This window comes from Frateuria sp. (assembly GCF_035943815.1).
Classification (GTDB): Bacteria; Pseudomonadota; Gammaproteobacteria; order Xanthomonadales; family Rhodanobacteraceae; genus Frateuria_A.
Window position 1 is genome coordinate 142663 of record NZ_DASZBU010000015.1, and the last position, 17342, is coordinate 160004.

At 69.6% G+C, this 17342-nt stretch carries 16 protein-coding genes and 2 riboswitches; of the genes, 11 read left to right on the plus strand and 5 right to left on the minus strand.

The genetic code is table 11. The features are described from left to right. The first annotated feature begins 87 nt into the window (after positions 1 to 87). The 4 genes from VGU65_RS11285 (at position 88) to VGU65_RS11300 (ending at position 4661) form a co-directional block, all read left to right on the plus strand. Complete coding sequence (locus VGU65_RS11285; RefSeq protein ID WP_327475750.1) at positions 88 to 1224, plus strand: phosphotransferase enzyme family protein; 1137 nt, start codon at positions 88 to 90, stop codon at positions 1222 to 1224. A 56-nt stretch (positions 1225 to 1280) separates the two neighbouring features. Beyond that, positions 1281 to 1378, plus strand: a riboswitch (TPP riboswitch). Between the two features lie 60 nt (positions 1379 to 1438). Next, on the plus strand, positions 1439 to 3601 hold the full coding sequence (locus VGU65_RS11290) for a TonB-dependent siderophore receptor (protein ID WP_327475752.1): 2163 nt from the start codon (positions 1439 to 1441) through the stop codon (positions 3599 to 3601). Continuing rightward, positions 3601 to 4176: a nicotinamide riboside transporter PnuC gene (gene pnuC / locus VGU65_RS11295; RefSeq protein ID WP_327475754.1), complete on the plus strand. Its 576-nt coding sequence runs from the start codon at positions 3601 to 3603 to the stop codon at positions 4174 to 4176. The genes VGU65_RS11290 and pnuC overlap by 1 nt, the downstream gene beginning before the upstream one ends. A 56-nt stretch (positions 4177 to 4232) precedes the next feature. Beyond that, the gene (locus tag VGU65_RS11300) at positions 4233 to 4661 is read left to right on the plus strand and encodes a nuclear transport factor 2 family protein (RefSeq protein WP_327475756.1); all 429 of its coding nucleotides are present in this window, start codon (positions 4233 to 4235) and stop codon (positions 4659 to 4661) included. Positions 4662 to 4696: 35 nt separating this feature from the next. Here VGU65_RS11300 and VGU65_RS11305 read toward each other — a convergent pair whose 3' ends face one another. Beyond that, positions 4697 to 5158: a metallophosphoesterase family protein gene (locus tag VGU65_RS11305; protein ID WP_327475758.1), complete on the minus strand. Its 462-nt coding sequence runs from the start codon at positions 5156 to 5158 to the stop codon at positions 4697 to 4699. A gap of 133 nt (positions 5159 to 5291) precedes the next feature. Here VGU65_RS11305 and VGU65_RS11310 point away from each other — a divergent pair, with 133 nt between their 5' ends. After that, positions 5292 to 6443 (plus strand): flavin-containing monooxygenase, encoded by a 1152-nt coding sequence (locus VGU65_RS11310; RefSeq protein ID WP_327475760.1) that lies wholly within the window; start codon positions 5292 to 5294, stop codon positions 6441 to 6443. Between the two features lie 185 nt (positions 6444 to 6628). After that, the gene (locus VGU65_RS11315; protein ID WP_327475762.1) at positions 6629 to 6784 is read left to right on the plus strand and encodes a hypothetical protein; all 156 of its coding nucleotides are present in this window, start codon (positions 6629 to 6631) and stop codon (positions 6782 to 6784) included. A 188-nt stretch (positions 6785 to 6972) separates the two neighbouring features. Here the strand turns inward: VGU65_RS11315 and chaB are convergent, their stop codons facing one another. From chaB to VGU65_RS11335, 4 genes are all read right to left on the minus strand, one after another. Next, entirely contained in the window at positions 6973 to 7200 is a 228-nt protein-coding gene (chaB, locus tag VGU65_RS11320) for a putative cation transport regulator ChaB (RefSeq protein ID WP_327475764.1), read from the minus strand. 86 nt (positions 7201 to 7286) lie between these two features. After that, a complete protein-coding gene (locus VGU65_RS11325; RefSeq protein WP_327475766.1) occupies positions 7287 to 7901 on the minus strand; it encodes a DNA-3-methyladenine glycosylase in 615 nt (204 codons plus the stop codon). 50 nt (positions 7902 to 7951) lie between these two features. Further along, positions 7952 to 10219: a DUF5916 domain-containing protein gene (locus tag VGU65_RS11330; protein ID WP_327475768.1), complete on the minus strand. Its 2268-nt coding sequence runs from the start codon at positions 10217 to 10219 to the stop codon at positions 7952 to 7954. Positions 10220 to 10330: 111 nt separating this feature from the next. Further along, positions 10331 to 11587, minus strand: a complete 1257-nt coding sequence (locus tag VGU65_RS11335) for a multidrug effflux MFS transporter (RefSeq protein WP_327475770.1) — start codon at positions 11585 to 11587, stop codon at positions 10331 to 10333. Positions 11588 to 11817: 230 nt separating this feature from the next. Then, positions 11818 to 11910: riboswitch (Fluoride riboswitch) on the plus strand. A gap of 73 nt (positions 11911 to 11983) precedes the next feature. On the opposite strand from VGU65_RS11335, the gene crcB reads away from it, so the two are divergent. The 5 genes from crcB to parC all read left to right on the plus strand — a co-directional run bounded on the left by crcB (position 11984) and on the right by parC (position 17224). Then, positions 11984 to 12370 carry a fluoride efflux transporter CrcB gene (gene crcB, locus VGU65_RS11340; RefSeq protein ID WP_327475772.1) on the plus strand — a complete coding sequence of 129 codons (387 nt, stop codon included), beginning with the start codon at positions 11984 to 11986 and terminating at the stop codon, positions 12368 to 12370. A gap of 16 nt (positions 12371 to 12386) precedes the next feature. Next, positions 12387 to 12722: a putative PII-like signaling protein gene (locus VGU65_RS11345; RefSeq protein WP_327475774.1), complete on the plus strand. Its 336-nt coding sequence runs from the start codon at positions 12387 to 12389 to the stop codon at positions 12720 to 12722. A gap of 35 nt (positions 12723 to 12757) precedes the next feature. After that, positions 12758 to 13891, plus strand: coding sequence for a cyclopropane fatty acyl phospholipid synthase (cfa, locus tag VGU65_RS11350; RefSeq protein WP_327475776.1), 1134 nt, complete (start codon positions 12758 to 12760; stop codon positions 13889 to 13891). 70 nt (positions 13892 to 13961) lie between these two features. Beyond that, positions 13962 to 14834: a TraB/GumN family protein gene (locus VGU65_RS11355; protein ID WP_327475778.1), complete on the plus strand. Its 873-nt coding sequence runs from the start codon at positions 13962 to 13964 to the stop codon at positions 14832 to 14834. 152 nt (positions 14835 to 14986) lie between these two features. Next, on the plus strand, positions 14987 to 17224 hold the full coding sequence (gene parC / locus VGU65_RS11360) for a DNA topoisomerase IV subunit A (protein ID WP_327475780.1): 2238 nt from the start codon (positions 14987 to 14989) through the stop codon (positions 17222 to 17224). The last annotated feature ends 118 nt before the right edge of the window (positions 17225 to 17342 follow it).

The window sequence follows — 17342 nt, forward strand, 5'->3', positions numbered from 1 at the left end:
GGGGACGCTCTTGGGGGGATGCTCTGGCGGCAGCGGGAAAACGCGAACGCCGGTCCATAATGGTGAGCCCGCTGCCTCCGAACGCGCATGACCCACACCGAGCACCTCGTCCATGGCCTGGCCGCCGACGACGTACCACCCGACTGGCCGCCGCTCGCCCTGTCCGAGGTGGCGGGGCTGCTGTCGCGGTATCCGCAACTGGCGCCGGTGTACGCGATCGGCTGGCACAGTCCACGGCCGCTCTCCGCAGCCGGGCTGGTGGAAACCGAGCGTGGCCGCGTGTTCGTCAAGCGCCACCACCGCAGCGTGCGCACCGGCGCCATGCTGGCAGAGGAACACGCCTTCGGCGCGTGGCTGCGTGCGGCGGGCCTGCCGGTACCCGCGGTGCTGGCCGACGCCGACGGGCTCACCGCCATCGAAAGCGGCGACTGGACCTACGAGGTGCATGCGCCCGCCGACGGCATCGATCTCTACCGCGAGACGATCTCCTGGGAGCCGCTGCCCAACCTTGGACACGCCTACCGTGCCGGCGCCATGCTGGCGCGCCTGCACAACGCAGCCGAAGGCTATGCCGCGCCCCAGCGCGGCACGCACGTGCTGGTGGCGCGCAGCGAGATCATCGCATCGGCCGATCCGTTGGCCGCGCTCGCCGCGCAGCTGTCCGAACGCCCGGGCCTCGCCGCGTGGCTCGAACCGCGCGACTGGCGCACCGAGCTCGGCGAAGCGCTCGCGCCCTTCCACGCCCGCGCGCACGCTCGCCTGGCTGCGCAGCCGCGGCTGTGGACGCACGGCGATTGGCACGTCTCCAACCTCTGCTGGAGCGGCGCCGGCGACGACGCTGCGATTACCGCCGTGCTCGACTTGGGCCTCGCCGCGCGCACCTTCGCGCTGTTCGACCTGGCAACCGCGATCGAACGCAACGCCATCGCCTGGCTCGCGCTCGATGACGGCCTCGCGGCGGCGCACCCGGAAACCGCGCGCGAGCTCGTCGCCGGCTATCGCACGCAGCGTCCGCTCGGCACGGACGACATCGATCTTCTGGCCGACCTGCTGCCGCTGGTGCACGTGGACTTCGCGCTGTCGGAAGTGGAGTACTTCAGCGCCGTCACACACTCGCCGGCCAGCGCCGAGGTCGCCTGGCACACCTTCCTGCGCGGGCACGCGGCATGGTTCGCCACGCAGCCCGGACAGGCGATGCTGCAAGCGATCCGCTCGTTACGCTGAGTCGCCGCGACCGCGCACCGGCTGGTTTTGGGCGTCCGTTCCGTGCTTCAATAGCCGTCTTGAAGCGGGGGTGCCCGGCGAACGGCCGGGCTGAGAGAGTCCCTTGGAACCTGATCCGGTTTGTACCGGCGTAGGGAGCTTGATTCGGAGTCGCACGCCCGCCCGGGCGTGGGTTCCGCCGTCGCTTCGTCCATCCCTTGACGACGAGCCGACGATGAACCTCCCCCGCACGCCCCTGCTGCTCGCCCTGGCCGCCGCGCTGGTCCCCGCCGCGCGCGGCGCCGATCTGCCCGACGCCCCGCAGGCCAAGGACCTCGCGCCCGTGCGCGTGGAAGGCCAGACGCACGGCGACCGCCACGGCACCGCGGTCGACGCCTACGGCAACGCCTCGCTGCACGACACGCCCGCGGCCGTCACCGTCGTCGCGCGCAAGCAGCTGGACGATCGCCAGATCCGTACCCTGAGCGAACTGGCGCGCGAGGACGCCTCGCTGGGCGACAACTACGCCCCGGTCGGCTATTACCAGGACATCGCCATCCGCGGCTATCCGCTGGACCTGGCCACCGGCCTTCGCTTCAACAACCTCACCATCGCCGGCGAGCAGCGCATCGCGCTGGAGGACAAGCAGCAGGTGGAAGTGCTCAAGGGCCTGGCCGGCCTCCAGGCAGGCGTGATGGAGCCCGGCGGCGTGGTCAACTTCGTCAGCAAGCGCCCGGCCGACGTGCGCGAGGCGACGCTGGGCACCGATACCCACGGCTCGCGCTATGGCGCGCTGGACGTGGGTGGCTGGCTCACGCCCGCGTTCGGCCTGCGCGCAAACCTCGCCTGGGAGGACACTCATTCCTACGTGCAGCATGCGGACGGCCGCCGCAACTTCTACGCCATCGCCGCCGACTGGCACATCACGCCCGCCGCCACCCTTGAACTGGACAGCGACTACCAGGCGAGCGCGCAACGCTCGGTCTCCGGCTACCAGTTGCTCGGCGGCCATGCGATCCCGCAGCACGCCGACCCGACCCGCATGCTGGGCTTCGAGCCCTGGCAGCAGCCGGTCTCCATCCATGCCGCCAACACCAGCGCGCGCTTCAGCTACGCCTTCAGCGACGACTGGCGCCTGCGCCTGGCCGCCGGGCACAGCCGCAGCGTGATCGACGACAACGTGGCGTTCGCCTACGGCTGCTTCTACTCGCCCGCCTGCATCAGCGGCGAGCCGGGCAACTTCTTCGCGCCCAACGGCGACTACGACGTGTACGACTACCGCAGCCCGGGCGACACGCGCATCGACGACGAGGCCCGCGCCACGCTGGAAGGCCACTTCGACACCGGCACGGTGAGCCACCAGCTCACCTTGGGAACCAGCGCCTTCCGCCGCCTCAACGACCAGCGCGCGTACGTCTACGACTACGTCGGCACCGCCAACATCGCCGACCGCGATCCACCTTATTTCGCTCCCTCGCCGAACCAGCCGGGCCCGTCCGAGCGCCGACTGACCAGCTGGCAGCATGCGCTGTTCGCGCTGGACCGCCTGCACCTGGGCGAGCAGTGGCAGCTCGTCGCCGGCGGCCGTTTCGTGCGGCTGCACGAGCGTGCCTACGACAATGCCGGCGCACCCGAGCGCGACACCCGCATGAGCCGTGCGCTGCCGCAGGCCGCCGTGCTGTGGCAGCCGAGCGAGCCGCTCACCACCTACCTCAGCTACAGCGAAGGCCTGTCGCTGGGGATGGAGGCGCCGTACTGGACCAGTAACGACGGCCAGATGCTGGCGCCGCGCCTGTCGCGCCAGCTCGAAGCGGGCGTGAAGTACCAGGTCGGCGACGCGATGGAACTCACCGGGGCGCTCTATCGCATCCGCCAGCCCTACCAGTTCGCCCAGCCGGATGCCTCGCCCGCCGGCTTCACCTTCGTGCAGCACGGTGAAGAGGTGCATACCGGACTGGAGCTGGGCGCCCATGGCCGCATCAGCGAGAACCTGAGCCTGACTGCCAGCGCAAGCATGATCCGCGCCCGTGCGCAGGACACCGGCACCGCCGCCTACGAGGGCCATCAGGTCGTCAACGTACCGCGCCTGCGCACCGCGGTGTACGCCGACTACCGGCTGCCCTTCGCGCCGCAGCTCAGCCTGCTCGGCGGCTGGCGCTACGCCTCGGCCAACGTCGCCACGCCGGACGGCCGCGTGCGCGTGGCTGCCTACAACGTGTTCGATGCCGGCCTGCGCTACACCGCCGTGGTCGACGGTCATGCGCTCACCCTGCGCCTGTCGATCGACAACCTGTTCAATCGCTTCTATTGGCGCGATACCGGCAGTTCGCTCGGCGACAGCTACCTGTTCCCCGGCGCGCCGCGGCTGGCCCGCCTGTCGGTGAGCTACGCCCTCTGATGGACGGGATCGAGCTCATCGGCGCGGGCTTGAGCGCATGGGCCGTATGGCTCACCGCGCGGCGGCGTGCCTGGTGCTGGCCGGTCGGCTTCGCCTCGGTGCTGGTCTACGGCTGGATCTTCGTCCACGCCAAGCTCTACTCCGACGCGCTGCTGCAGGGCGCGTTCGCCGCGTTGATCGTCTACGGCTGGCTGCGCTGGCTACGACACCTGGACAGCGACGGCCGCGTGGTGGTCGCGCCCCTGCCGCCGCGTCAGCTCGGCGCGCACCTGGCGCTGGGGCTGGCCACCGCGCTCACGCTCGGCTACGTCATGCATCGCTGGACCGACGCCGCGCTCCCATGGCTGGACGCCGCGCTGACCGCCTTCAGCCTGGTCGCCCAATGGTGGCAGGGGCGACGCCACGTGGCGGCGTGGCGGCTTTGGATCGTGGTCGACGTGGTCTATGTGGGCGAGTACGTCTACAAGGGCCTGGCGATCACCGCGGTGCTCTATGCCGGCTTCGTGGTGCTGGCGGCGATCGGCCTGCGCGACTGGCGCAAGGCGCTGCCCGAAGCCCACCCTGCCGTCGGTTGAGTTCCGGCGGGCCGGGCCAGGGCTTAAGCTGCAGCACCCGCCCGAGAGGACTGCCGATGAAGCCGCTCACCGTCGCCGTCGCCGCTCTTGCCCTGGCATCGCTGCCGCTGCACGCGCATGCCGCCTGTGGCCCGGCCGGCGGCAGCCCTGCTCAAGTCGTGCAGGCGCAGGTGGACGCATACAACGCCCACGATGTCGACGCGCTGGTCGCCTGCTACGCCGACGATGCGAGCCTCGAGTATCTGTCGGGCGGACATCCGCCCATCGAGGGCCGCGACGCCATCCGCAAGGCCTTCGGTTTCCTCGCCGGACAACCGCAGGCATTCGGCGTGCAGATCGTCGAGCGCATCGTCAGCGGGCCGGTGGTGATCGACCTCGAACGCCTGCACGGTCTGCCCGCCGGCAACCGATGGCCCGATTCCACCGTCGTATATGAGGTGCGCGACGGCCGCATCGCGAAAGCGTGGTTCCCGCCGGCCAGGTGAGGCTGCGGCCGGTCGGCTGCCGGCCGGCCATCGGTTCAGCCGTCCAACTCGACTACCCGCGGCATCACCTCGTGTCCATCGATCAGCAGTTCGCCCACGCCGATCGGCAGCTTGAAGCGCCGCCGCCCGGCGCTGCCGGGATTGACGTAGAGCACGCCTTCGCGTTCTTCCACCAGCGGGCGGTGCGAGTGCCCGGACACGACCACGTTCACGCCGAGTGCGGTCGGCGTGATCGCCAGTTGCTTGAGGTCGTGCAGCACGTACAGCCGCACCGGGCCGACCTCCAGTTGGATGGTCTCAGGTAATCCGGCGATTTCCGCTTCGCGGTCGTTGTTGCCGCGCACCGCGGTCACCGGGGCCAGCGCGGCCAGTGCGGCCAGCAGCGCGCCGCCGCCGATGTCGCCGGCATGGATGATGTGCTCGCAGCCGCGCAGGAATTCGACGGCCGCCGGGCGCAGCAGGCCATGGGTATCGGAGATCAGGCCGATGCGTCGCACGGCGCGGGAACCTCTTGATGGGCGAAGATCGAGCAGGCTAGCGCACGCGGCGCGACCGATTCGTTACGGCGCCGGACGTGCGCGCAGGCGAAGCTCGCGGCGCTACGCTGTGGCTGTCATCGGAGGAAGTCCCGTGCACGACGCGGACGCCATCGTGGTCGGCGCAGGTCCGGCGGGGCTCGCCTGCGCCGCGCAACTGGCCGCGCGCGGGGTGTGCACCCTCGTGCTGGAAAAGGCCGATGCCGTCGGCGCGGTATGGCGGCGCCACTACGACCGCCTGCACCTGCACACCGACCGCGCGCATTCGGGACTGCCCGGGTTGCCGATGCCGCGCGACTACCCGCGTTATCCCTCGCGCGACCAGGTCGTGGCCTACCTGGAAAACTACGCCGAGCACTTCGCTCTGGCGATCGAATTCCACCGCACCGTGAGCGGTATCCGTCGCTCCGGTGGCGCCTGGCAGGTCGATGCGGGCTCGCGCCGCTACACCGCACCCATCGCCGTCGTCGCCACCGGCTGGGCCGATTTCCCCCGGCGCCCGACCTGGCCGGGCCAGAGGGCCTACCGGGGCAAGACGATGCATAGCTGCGACTACCGCAATCCATCCTCCTTCGAGGGCAGGCGCGTGCTGGTGGTGGGCTTGGGCAATTCCGGCGGCGAGATCGCGCTGGATCTGGCCGAGGCCGGCGTGGAGGTCGCCATCGCCGTGCGCGGGCCGGTGCGCATCCTGCCGCGCGAGCTGCTGGGCCTGCCCATCCTCACCTGGGCCATCGCGCAGGCGCGCCTGCCGCCGCGCCTGGCCGACGCCATCAATGCCCCCGCCATCCGGCTTGCCATCGGCTCGACCCGTGGCCTGGGTCTGACCATCGCGCGCAAGGGGCCACGGCAAATGATCGCCGAGGACCGCCGCATACCGCTGCTGGATGTCGGCACCCTCGCCAGAATCCGCACCGGCGACATCGCGGTGCGCGGCGGGATCGCGCGGTTCACCGCGGAGGGCGTGGTGTTCGCCGCCTCCTCGCCGGGCGCCGAGAGGCCGGCGGAACGGTTCGACGCGGTGATCCTCGCCACCGGTTTTCGTCCCGACCTGCGCGCGTTGCTCGGGCCATCGCCCGAGCTGCTCGATACCGGCGGCGTGCCGCGGACCACCGGCGCGGCTACCGCACAGCCGGGCCTGTTTTTCTGCGGCCAGATCCCTTCGTCCACCGGCCAGTTGCGACAGATCGGCATTGAAGCCGAGCACATCGCCAGGTTGGCCACCCACACTCGCCGCCCGGCCCCTTGATCGCCCGAATCCCCGCGACCGCTGTCCGCAACGCCGTCGTGTGCGGGCGTCCGCGGACAGCCGCGCGGCGTGGCGACCGCCGCGAAGAGCCGCGCTGCATAGCCATTCCCGAGGGATCAAACCCTTGGCACGACTTGTGCCATCCAATCCGCGAAAGACCTTCCATCCATTCGCGGAGCACCACCATGAAATTCGAGACCCTGATGCTGCACAGCCTGTTCGCCGCCTGCCTGCTGTTGTGCGTGGGCGTGATGAGCGCCATGCTGGTCCTGCCCTCCCCCACTTCGCTTGCGGCCTCCAACGCTAAGGCCGCGGCGGTGGTGGCCGATGCGGCCGGCTGAGCAATGCCCGCGATGCACCGGGGTCTGGTCCCGATCATCCGCCCGCTGCTGGCGGCGGCCCGATCCCCTGGTGCATCGCCGACCTGCGGCCGGTACACGGCCGTTTCGCCCAGGCCATACTGCGGTTGATCCGGATCACCGCCGGGCAGACAGGCATCGCGCACGCACGCGGCCCGCGTCCCCGCCGCCTACTTGGCGTGCCACTTGTCGTCCTTGCCCTTCTCATACTCGTTCTTCACCGCCGACCAGGCGACTTTGAACGACACTTCTTCGCGTGATTCGCTGCCGCGGCGCTTGTCCGGGTCGGCGTATTCGTCCCAGGCGCTGTTGAACGCCTCCTTGAAGATTTCCTGCGCATGGCTCGGCAGGTTGTCGCGCACGGATTCGGGCAGGTCGTGGGTAGATTTGTAGGGCATGACGGCGCCTCCAGATGGACCGGCCGCACCGTCTGCCCGGGCGCATCAAGGGGGCGTCAAGCGGCGATGGAGGCGCACGCGAACGCCTATCGCGACACGTGCCGGTCGCCACTCACGTACCAGCGCCAGGGCTCCGCGGCGGCGCGGGTGATGCCGATGCGCGGGGAAACCCCGGGCTCGGCCGGTGGCGGCGTGCCGTCGTCCACCAGGGTGAAGCCGGCTGTGCCCTCGACCAGGTCGATGCCGTCCTGCGCGCCGGCGATCCCCATCGCCTGGCAGAGCCGCGCGGGACCCCGGCACAGGTCGCGGTCGTGCCGACAGGCAGGTCTTGCGCCGCGCATGGCGGCCAATCCGGTCAGCGGCGCCAGCGCCCGCAGCAGCACCGCTACGCCTTCGCCTTCATCGCCGCACACCGGGTTGCAGCACCAGTGCATGCCGTAGGTGAAGTACACGTACAACAAGCCCGGCGGACCGAACATGGTGGCGTTGCGCGCCGTGCGCCCGCGCCAGGAATGCGCGGCCGGGTCGATCGCCCCGGCATAGGCCTCGGTTTCCACGATACGACCGCTGCGCCCGTCCGCGCCAAGCAGCACCTTGTTGAGCAGCGCCGGCGCCACCACGCGCGGATCGCGTCGGTAGAAGTCCCGCGGCAGCACCGCGGCGGTGCGGCCCAGCAACGAGGCGATGAAGTCGGGGGTCATCCGCGCAGCATGCCGCGCGCCGCGTCAACGCGTCGGCGCCCTGCGCCGGCCTACAGCTCGAAGCGATAGGCCAGCTTGACCAGCAGCTGCTCGCTGTCGCGCAAGGCGAAGCTGCGGCCAAACTGGCTGCCGGCCTCGTCGAAGCGTGGATCGAGCGCATAGCCGCCGCGCCCGTACACCACGTACAGGTCCGACAGCGGCGCCAGTTCGTAGCGGTAGCGGATCTGGAAACCCAGCTGGCGCACGCTGAAGTCGGCCACCGGGTCGTCCACCGCCACCGCCCGCATGTCGCCGTTGACGCGGTAGGCCTGCAGCAGCCGCGCATCCAGCCCCAGCGCCTGCAGCTTCACGCGCAGCTCCTGGCGGTTGCCGATGTTCCAGTTGAGGCCCGCGTCCAACAGGATCGAGTGACCGTCGAAGCTGCCGATCAGATTGTCGTGCTGCCAGATCAGCCAGTCGGGGCTGAACTGGTAGTCGATGCCGGTGAACACGCTGAAGGCGTCGTTGATGAAGTAGGTGGGCTGGAAGATGGCCTCGTAACCGATGCGATGCAGACCCACGCGGTCGCTGCCCTTCAACGTCACTTCCGACTTCCACGACCAGTCGCTCTTGCGCGGGCTCTTGCGCAGCCAGTCCAGCATCGCGGTGGGTCGCGTGCGCAACGCGCCGTGGCCACGGGTGAGCAGGTCGTCGTGCGCGGCGGCGTCCAGGTTCAGCTGCCAGGTCACCTCGCCGCCGTCGCGCAGCTCGCTCTTGCGGATCACCCGGAACTGCCGCTGCAGCGGCAGGCCGTGGTCGTTGTCCATGCCGATGATGCGCCAGCGCCACAGGTGCGAGGCGTAGAGCGAGCTGGCCGGCAGGTCGGCGTAGCGCCGGCGCACTTCCCAGTGCGCGTAGTTGAGGCTGTTGCGCGGCAGGTAGCCGAAGTCGTTGAGGTCGAGCCGGTCGTCGAAATGCATCGCCAGCCACTGCTGGCTCCAGCGCTCGTTCATCTCGTACTCGACCACCGAGGTGGCGCCCATGCCGCGCACGGTGCGCCCCTGCTGGTCGATCGCGCTGCCGACCACGTTGCTGGTGACCGAGAGCTGCGCGTTGGGCTGCCAGCGGTGGTCGATGCCCAGCACGTCGGCATCGCGGCCCAACCAAGGGCGCTCAACGCGGGTGGCGAGCATGCCCAGCGTCTGCGTGTCGAAGTCGTGGATCAGCCGCAACGCGGAAAAGGTACGTCCGGCATCGCCGCTTTCCTGCGCCGCCAGCACGCCGTAGCGGGTGGCGCCCACGCTACCGTTGAGCTTCACCGCGCCGGTCACGTCGCCGGCGCCGTTGCCGTCGTCCGCCGGTCCGCCCACGCGACGGGTGTAGATCAGCTGGCTGTTGTCGATCAGCATGCCGAAATCGAAGATGCCCTGGTTCTCGGTGAAGAACGGCCGCTTGTCGGTGAAGAACGTCTCCTCGGCGCCGAAGTTCACCACCAGGTCGTCGCTCTCCACCTGGCCGAAGTCGGGGTTGATGGTGGCGGTGAGCTGGGTCTGCCCATTGGGCTTCCAGAAGATGTCGGCACCGCCCTTGAAGCTGTTGTCCCGGTGCACCTGGTCGCGCACGGCCACCATGTAGGGCGTCACCGCGAACAGCGGCTGCGTGTAGGCCGGCAGCGTCACCGGCTTGAAATCGGAAACGAAGCGCGGCTTGTTGAAGCTCGCCACCGGCCAGGCGTCGCGCTCGCCGGTGGAACCGATCACGCGGTCCAGGTAGAGGCCGATGGTGCGCTGGCCGCCGACGGCGCTGCGCATGGGCGCGATGTACCAGGGGATCAGCATCTCCACGCTCCAGCCCTGCGCGTCCTCGCTGGCGGCGTGCTTCCAGTTGCCGTCCCAGTCGGTGTTGAACTGGGTCTGCTGGGTCACCACGGCATCGTTGATGTCGTTGGAGAGGGTGACCATGAAGTTGTAGGCGGTACGCCCGTCGCCGTCGAAATCCACCATCAGGTTCACGCGGTCGACCTGCGCCTGCTCGTCGCGGCGGATGCGCTGGTGCGTGCGCGGCAGGCCCGGCGGCTGGATGCAGCGGAAGGCAATCGCCAGGCCCTCGGGCGTGGACAGCACCCACGCCTCGGTCGGGAGGCTGCCCGGCTCCCCGTTGAGCGGCTGGGTCTTGCGGAAATCGGTGATGTGCATGGCGCCCTGCCATTCCGCCGGATCGATGTGGCCGTCCACATCGACCGCCATGGCCGGCAGGGCCAGCAGGGCGAGTGCGGCGGACAGCGCGCGCGCAGCGAGAAGGCCACGGGGCCGGGAGGGTCGGGGGGCGAAAGGACGCATCGGAGACTTGGGCAACCGGGGACGATGCGCAGCATAGGTGGCCAGCACTACCCGGCCGACTGGCGAAAGTCACGCGAGGGCACGTGTCCGCGGACAGCGCGAGCCGCGCCCTCAGCGCGGTTCGGCGATCTGCGCCTGCAGCTCGATGTCGCGCGGCTGGGGCACGCGTCGGCGGCGGCTCATGCCCAGGTAGATCGCCCAGGTCAACGCGCCGACCACCGTCACCACGCTGGCGCCCGACGCCAGGTGCAGCATGTCCACCGACAGCAGCGGCGAGAATACGCCCGCCACCACGCTGCACAGCAGCAGGCTGGCGAAGGCCTGCACCGAGGAGACGCCACCGCGCTGGTGCGGGAAGCGGTCCAGCAGCAGCAGGGTCAGCGTGGGGAACGCCAACTGCACGCCCACGCCGTGCAGCACCAGCGGCAGCATCGACCAGGGCAGCCGCGGCGAGGGCAAGGCCAACGCGAGCGCCAGATGCCCCACGCAGGCCAGCAGCATCACCGCATAGCCCAGGTTTACCGTGAAGCCCACGCCGCGGCGGCCAGCCAGTCGGCCGGAAATCCAGGCGCCGCCCACCAGCCCCGCCACCACCGGAATGAACAGCCACGGGAAACCCTGCGCCGACAGCCCCAGCAAGCCGCGCACCACGCGCGGTGCCGAGGCGATGTACAGGAACAGGCCGGAAAAGTTGACCGTCACCGACACCAGCAGCGGCCAGAACGGTCCGTCGCGGCCGAACGAGGCGTAACTGGCCAGCAGCGGCTTGAGCGCGAAGCGGCTACGCCGCTGCGGCGGATGGGTCTCTTCCAGCAGCAGCACCAGCAGCAGCGCCAGCAACGAGGTGAACCCCACCAGCACCCAGAAGATGCCGTGCCAGCCGTCCAGTCCGAGCAGTTGCGCGCCGACCATCGGCGCGATCACCGGCGCCACCGAGAAGATCATCATCACCCGCGACATCAGCCGCTGCGCCGCCTCGCCCTCCAGGCTGTCGCGGATCACCGCGCGTCCCACCACCAGCCCTGCACCCGCGCAAGCGCCCTGCACGCCGCGGCAGAGGAGCAGCATACCGAAGGACACCGACAGCGCCGCGCCCGCCGAGGCCAGCGCATACCCCAGCATGCCCGCCACGATAACCGGCTTGCGCCCGATCGCGTCGGAAATGGCGCCGTGGAACAGGCTCATCGCCGCGTAGGTGATCAGGTAGACGCTGAGCAGCTGCTGCAGCGCCACCGGCTCCACCCCGAACGCGGTGCCGATCAGCGGGAACGCGGGGAACACCGCATCGATCGAGAACGGGCCGATCATCGACAGGCCCGCCAGCAGCCACGGGAGACTGCGCCGGATGGGAGGATGGGTGGTGGTCATGGGCGGGCGACGGGAAGCGGTGGCGAGTATGCCATGCGAGCCGGCGCTGATTCGGTGCAGTGCACGGCAGCTTTCTGTCGTGTTGCCCCATCCGCCTGTCGCCACCTTCCGCGTGGGAAGGGCCCGGTCGCCCGCCGGCAAGTGATCCTTCCCCCTTTCCACGAGAAAGGGGGCCCCGAGAGCGGGGGTGGGAAGCCCTTTGCCGCCCGCCTTCCCCATCCGCTAGCATCCAGCGTCTGGGAGATGGCATGCCTCCCGTTCCGCCGGAACGAACCGCCCCACGCCGCACTCTAGGAGGCGGGGCTGATGATGCCTGCACACCGGACCGTCTCCGGGTGCGGGCGCGTGCCCGCAGCGCGGACGTCCGAACGACTCGGGTCTTTGAGGAGCGCTCTCGTGGGCTACACCGGATTTCTCGCGATCGGTTTCGGCGGCGCGCTCGGCTGCTGGCTGCGCTGGCTGCTGGGCAACCTGCTCAACCATGTCTTTCCCACCCTTCCGCCGGGCACGCTTGCGGCCAATCTGATCGGCGGCCTGCTGATGGGCTGCGCGATGGGCGTGTGGGATCACTTCCAGACGCTGCCGCCGGAGCTGCGCCTGTTCGTGTTCACCGGCTTCCTCGGCGGGCTGACCACCTTTTCCACCTTCTCGGCCGAGTCCTCCACGCTGCTGCTGCGCCAGCAATACCTCTGGTTCGGCGGCCACCTGCTGATGCACCTGGCCGGCTCGGTCGGCCTGACCCTGCTCGGCATCGCACTCACCCGCGGCCTGCTGCGCCACTGACACCAAGGAGCCTGGCATGAGCGAAACCACGATCGAGGGCGTGCAGTTGTGCTTCTACGCCCACCTGCGCGCGCGCCACGACGGCAAGCTTCTGTCCGAGTGGCTGCTGGAGCAGGCACGGCGCCTGGGCATCGGCGGTGGCTCGGTGTTCCGCGCCACCGCCGGCTTCGGCCGCCACGGCGTGCTGCACGAAGAGGCGTTCTTCGAACTGGCCGACGATCTGCCGGTGAAGGTGGAGTTCCTGCTGCGGCCGGAGCAGGCCGAGGCCTTCGTGGCCGCCGTGCGTGCCCAAGGTGTCGACGTGGTCTATGCAACCTCGGCCATACGCTTTGGAGTTCCGGGCGCGAAGTGAAGCGCGCCGCATCCGAGAGGAGCGCTGGAATGCCGATGCGTCAGCAGTCCCTGCAACGCCGTGCCGTCGACCTGCTCGCGCTGGCCGGCGTCCGCGCCGGCGACAAGCCGCCATGCGACCTGTGCATCCACGACGAGCGCCTGTATGCGCGCGTCTTCGCACACGGCTCGCTCGGCCTGGGTGAGGCCTACATGGACGGCTGGTGGGACAGCGACGACCTGCCGGGCCTGTTCACCCGCCTGCTGCGTGCGCAGATCGACGAGGAACTGAAAACCCTCGACACGCTCATCGCGCATCTGAAGGCCCGTTTCATCAACCTGCAGCGCGGCGGGCACGCCTTCGAGATCGGCAAGGCGCACTACGATCTTGGCAACGACCTGTTCCAGGCCATGCTCGGCGAGCGGCTGGTGTACTCGTGCGGCTACTGGGCGCAGGCGAACAACCTCGACGACGCCCAGGTGGCCAAGCTCGACCTGATCTGCCGCAAGCTGCGGTTGAAGCCCGGCCAGCGCGTGCTCGACATCGGCTGCGGCTGGGGCGAGGCGCTCAAGTACGCGGCGCAGACCTATGGCGTCGAGGGCGTAGGCATCACCGTCTCGCAGGAACAGGCCGACTACGCGCGCACGCTCTGCGCCGGCCTGCCCATCGAGATCCGCCTGCAGGATTACCACCAGCTCGACGAGCCCTTCGACGCGATCATGTCGATCGGCATGTTCGAGCACGTCGGCGCGCTCAACTACCGCAGCTACTTCGAGGTGGCGCGCCGCTGCCTGCGCGAGGACGGGCCCGACGGCGGCGGGCTTTTCCTGCTGCACTGCATCGGCAGCAACGGCGCCCCCTCGCGGCCGGACCCGTGGATCGAGAAGTACATCTTCCCCAACTCGATGATCCCGGCCATGAGCCAGACCGCGGCGGCGCTGGAAGGCCTCTTCGTGGTCGAGGACTGGCACAACTTCGGCGCCGACTACGATCGCACCCTCACCGCGTGGCAGGCCAACGTCGACGCCGCCTGGCCGGCTCTCTCGCACCGCTACGACGAGCGCTTCCGGCGCATGTGGCACTACTACCTCTCGGTGTCCGCCGCCGTGTTCCGCAGCCGGCGCGACCAGCTCTGGCAACTCACGCTGAGCCCGCGCGGCGTGCCCGGCGGCTACCGAGTGCCGCGCTGAGGCAAGCCCCTGTCGCATCCGTGCGGGCATGCAGGCAAGATCGGCGCCACCGCCGACCTCGGATGTGCCGATGAAGCTCCGCCTGATCCGCCGCCTCGCCTGCCTGGGCGTGCTCCTGGCCATCGCGCTCCCCGCGCGGGCGCACCCGGGCCTGTGGGTGGTCAAGGACGCCGATACCACGATCTACCTGTTCGGCACCGTGCACCTGCTTCCGCACGACACCGACTGGCATTTCCCGGCACTCGACCAGGCCCTGGCGGGCAGCCAGAAGATGTATGTAGAGATCGTCGACGACGACCAGGCCAACATGGCAGCGTTGGTGCTGCGCTACGGCATGGATATGGCCCATCCGCTCTCCAGCCTGTTGACGCCGTTCGACCGCGGCCGCCTGGAACGCGCCGCGCGGCTGGCCAGGGTGCCCGGCGGCATGGCCTCGCTGGAGGTGATGCGCCCGTGGCTCGCGGCGCTCACGCTTACCATCGCCCCGCTCACCCAGGCCGGGCTCGACCCGGCCCAGGGCGTGGATCGCCAGCTGCGCGCCGCCATGGAGAAGGCAGGCAAGCCGGTCAGCGGGCTGGAGACGGCCGAGCAGCAGATCCGCTTCCTCGCCGACATGCCCCAATCCATGCAGCTCGCCCTGCTGCGCTCCACCCTGCGCGACACCGACCGCGCCAGCGTGGAAGTCAAGGCCTTGATCGACGCCTGGAAGGCCGGCGACGACGCGGCCATCGCGCGCCTGGAAAACGACCTGATGAAACGCGAGAACCCGCAGCTCTACCAGCACCTGCTGGTCGAACGCAACGAGGCCTGGGCCACGCAGATCGCCGGGATGCTCAAGCAGCCCGGCACCGTGTTCATCGCCGTGGGCGCCGCCCACCTGGCCGGGCCGGACAGCCTGCAGGCCCAGCTGAGGAAGCAGGGCGAGACCGTCGAACGGCAGTAGCTTCCGGCCCGAGAGTCCGGAATGGCCCGCTCGCCCACGTCGTAGCCGGCCACAGGGGCGAAGTCGCAGCGCTGCCGTAGATCCGGCCACGCTGTCCCCTCTGCGGCCGATCTGGCACCATCGGCCGGTTACCTGTGCCAGAAACCCCCTGCATGAACCTGCAAGCCAATTTCGAACAGATCCCGCTCAAGGAATACGCCGAGCGGGCTTACCTCGACTACTCGATGTACGTGGTGCTGGACCGTGCGCTGCCCTTCGTCGGCGACGGCCTCAAGCCCGTGCAGCGGCGCATCATCTACGCGATGAGCGAGCTGGGCCTGGCGGCGACCGCCAAGCCCAAGAAGTCCGCGCGCACCATCGGCGACGTGATCGGCAAGTTCCATCCGCACGGCGACACCTCGTGCTACGAGGCGATGGTGCTGATGGCGCAGCCGTTCTCCTACCGCTACCCGCTGGTCGACGGCCAGGGCAACTTCGGCTCGCCGGACGACCCGAAGAGCTTCGCAGCGATGCGCTACACCGAATCGAAGCTGAGCCCGATCGCCGAGGCGCTGCTGGGCGAGCTGGCGCACGGCACGGTCGACTGGGTGCCCAACTTCGACGGCACGCTGGAAGAGCCCTCATGGCTGCCCGCGCGCGTGCCTCACGTGCTGCTCAACGGCTCGATGGGCATCGCCGTGGGCATGGCCACCGACATCCCGCCGCACAACCTGCGCGAGGTGGTGGCGGCCTGCATCGAACTGCTCGACAACCCGGGCGCCACCGTCGCCGACCTCGCCCAGCACCTGCCGGGGCCGGACTACCCGACCGCGGCGGAGATCATCACCCCGCGCAAGGAGCTCCTGTCGATCTACGAGACCGGCACCGGCTCGCTGCGTGCCCGAGCGGTGTACCAGGTGGAGGACGGCAACATCGTCATCACCGCGCTGCCGCACCAGGTCAGCCCGTCCAAGATCCTCGAGCAGATCGCCGCGCAGATGCGCGCCAAGAAACTGCCGATGGTGGAGGACCTGCGCGACGAGTCCGACCACGAGAACCCGATCCGCCTGGTGGTGGTGCCGCGCTCCAGCCGCGTCGACTCGGCCGAGGTGATGCAGCATCTGTTCGCCACCACCGATCTCGAGAAGAGCTATCGGGTCAACCTCAACATGATCGGCCTGGACGGCAGGCCCCAGGTGAAGGACCTCAAGAAGATCCTCGCCGAGTGGCTCTCCTTCCGCACCGACACGGTCACCCGCCGCCTCAACCATCGCCTGGGGAAGGTCGAGCGCCGTCTGCACCTGCTCGAAGGCCTGCACATCGCCTACCTCAACCTGGACGAGGTGATCCGCATCGTGCGCTCGGAGGACGAGCCCAAGCCGGTGCTGATGAAGCGCTTCAGGCTCTCCGAGGAACAGGCCGACTACATCCTCGAGACCAAGCTGCGCCAGCTGGCGCGGCTGGAAGAGATGAAGATCGAGGCCGAGCGCAACCAACTGGAGGAGGAGCGCGCGCGCATCAACGTGCTGCTCAAATCCCCCGCCAAGTTGAAGAGCCTGATCAAGGAAGAACTGCGTGCCGATGCCGCCAGGTACGGTGACGCGCGCCGCTCGCCGCTGGTCGAACGCGAGGTCGCGCAGGCGCTGGACGAGAGCGCGCTGGTGGCCAGCGAACCGGTCACCGTGGTGCTGAGCCAGAAGGGCTGGATCCGCGCGGCCAAGGGCCACGACGTGGACGCCGAGGGCCTCAACTACCGCGAGGGCGACGGCCTGCTGGCGGCGGTGAAAGCGCGTACCACGCAGCAGATCGCGGTGATCGACTCCACTGGGCGCAGCTACTCCACGCCGGCACACACGCTGCCTTCGGCGCGCGGCAACGGCGAGCCGCTGACCGGCCGCTTCAGCCCGCCGTCGGGCGCGAGCTTCGATGCGCTGGCGGCCGCCGACAACGACACGCGACTGATCCTGGCCACCGACCACGGCTATGGCTTCGTGACCCGCTTCGAGGCGCTCACCGGCCGCAACAAGGCCGGCAAGCAGATCATCAGTCTCACCGAGGGCGCGAAGATCCTCGCTCCCCAGGTCAGCGCCGATCCGGCTCGCGACCGCGTCGTGGTGGTCACCACCGAAGGCCATCTGCTGATGTTCTCGGTGGCCGAGCTGCCGGAACTTGACAAGGGCAAGGGCAACAAGCTGATCGACGTACCCAAGGCCAAGCTCACGGCAGGCATCAAGGTGGTCGGCATCGCCGTGGTGACCGAGGGCAAGGGCGAAGTGACGCTCTACGCCGGCCAGCGCAAGCTGACGCTTAAGTGGTCGAGCCTGGTCGAATACGGCGGCAACCGCGCCACGCGCGGCGGCCTGCTGCCGCAGGGTCTGCGCCGTGTCGAGCGCATCGAGACCACGGGCTGAGGTGACTCACTCGCGAGAAGGGGCGTGCTCCGCCCCCCGTAACCCCCGGGGAAAGCACGATGCCGCAGCATCCGCGCCCGAACTCTTCCCCTGCGAGCGCGAGGGAGGGGCCGCCAGA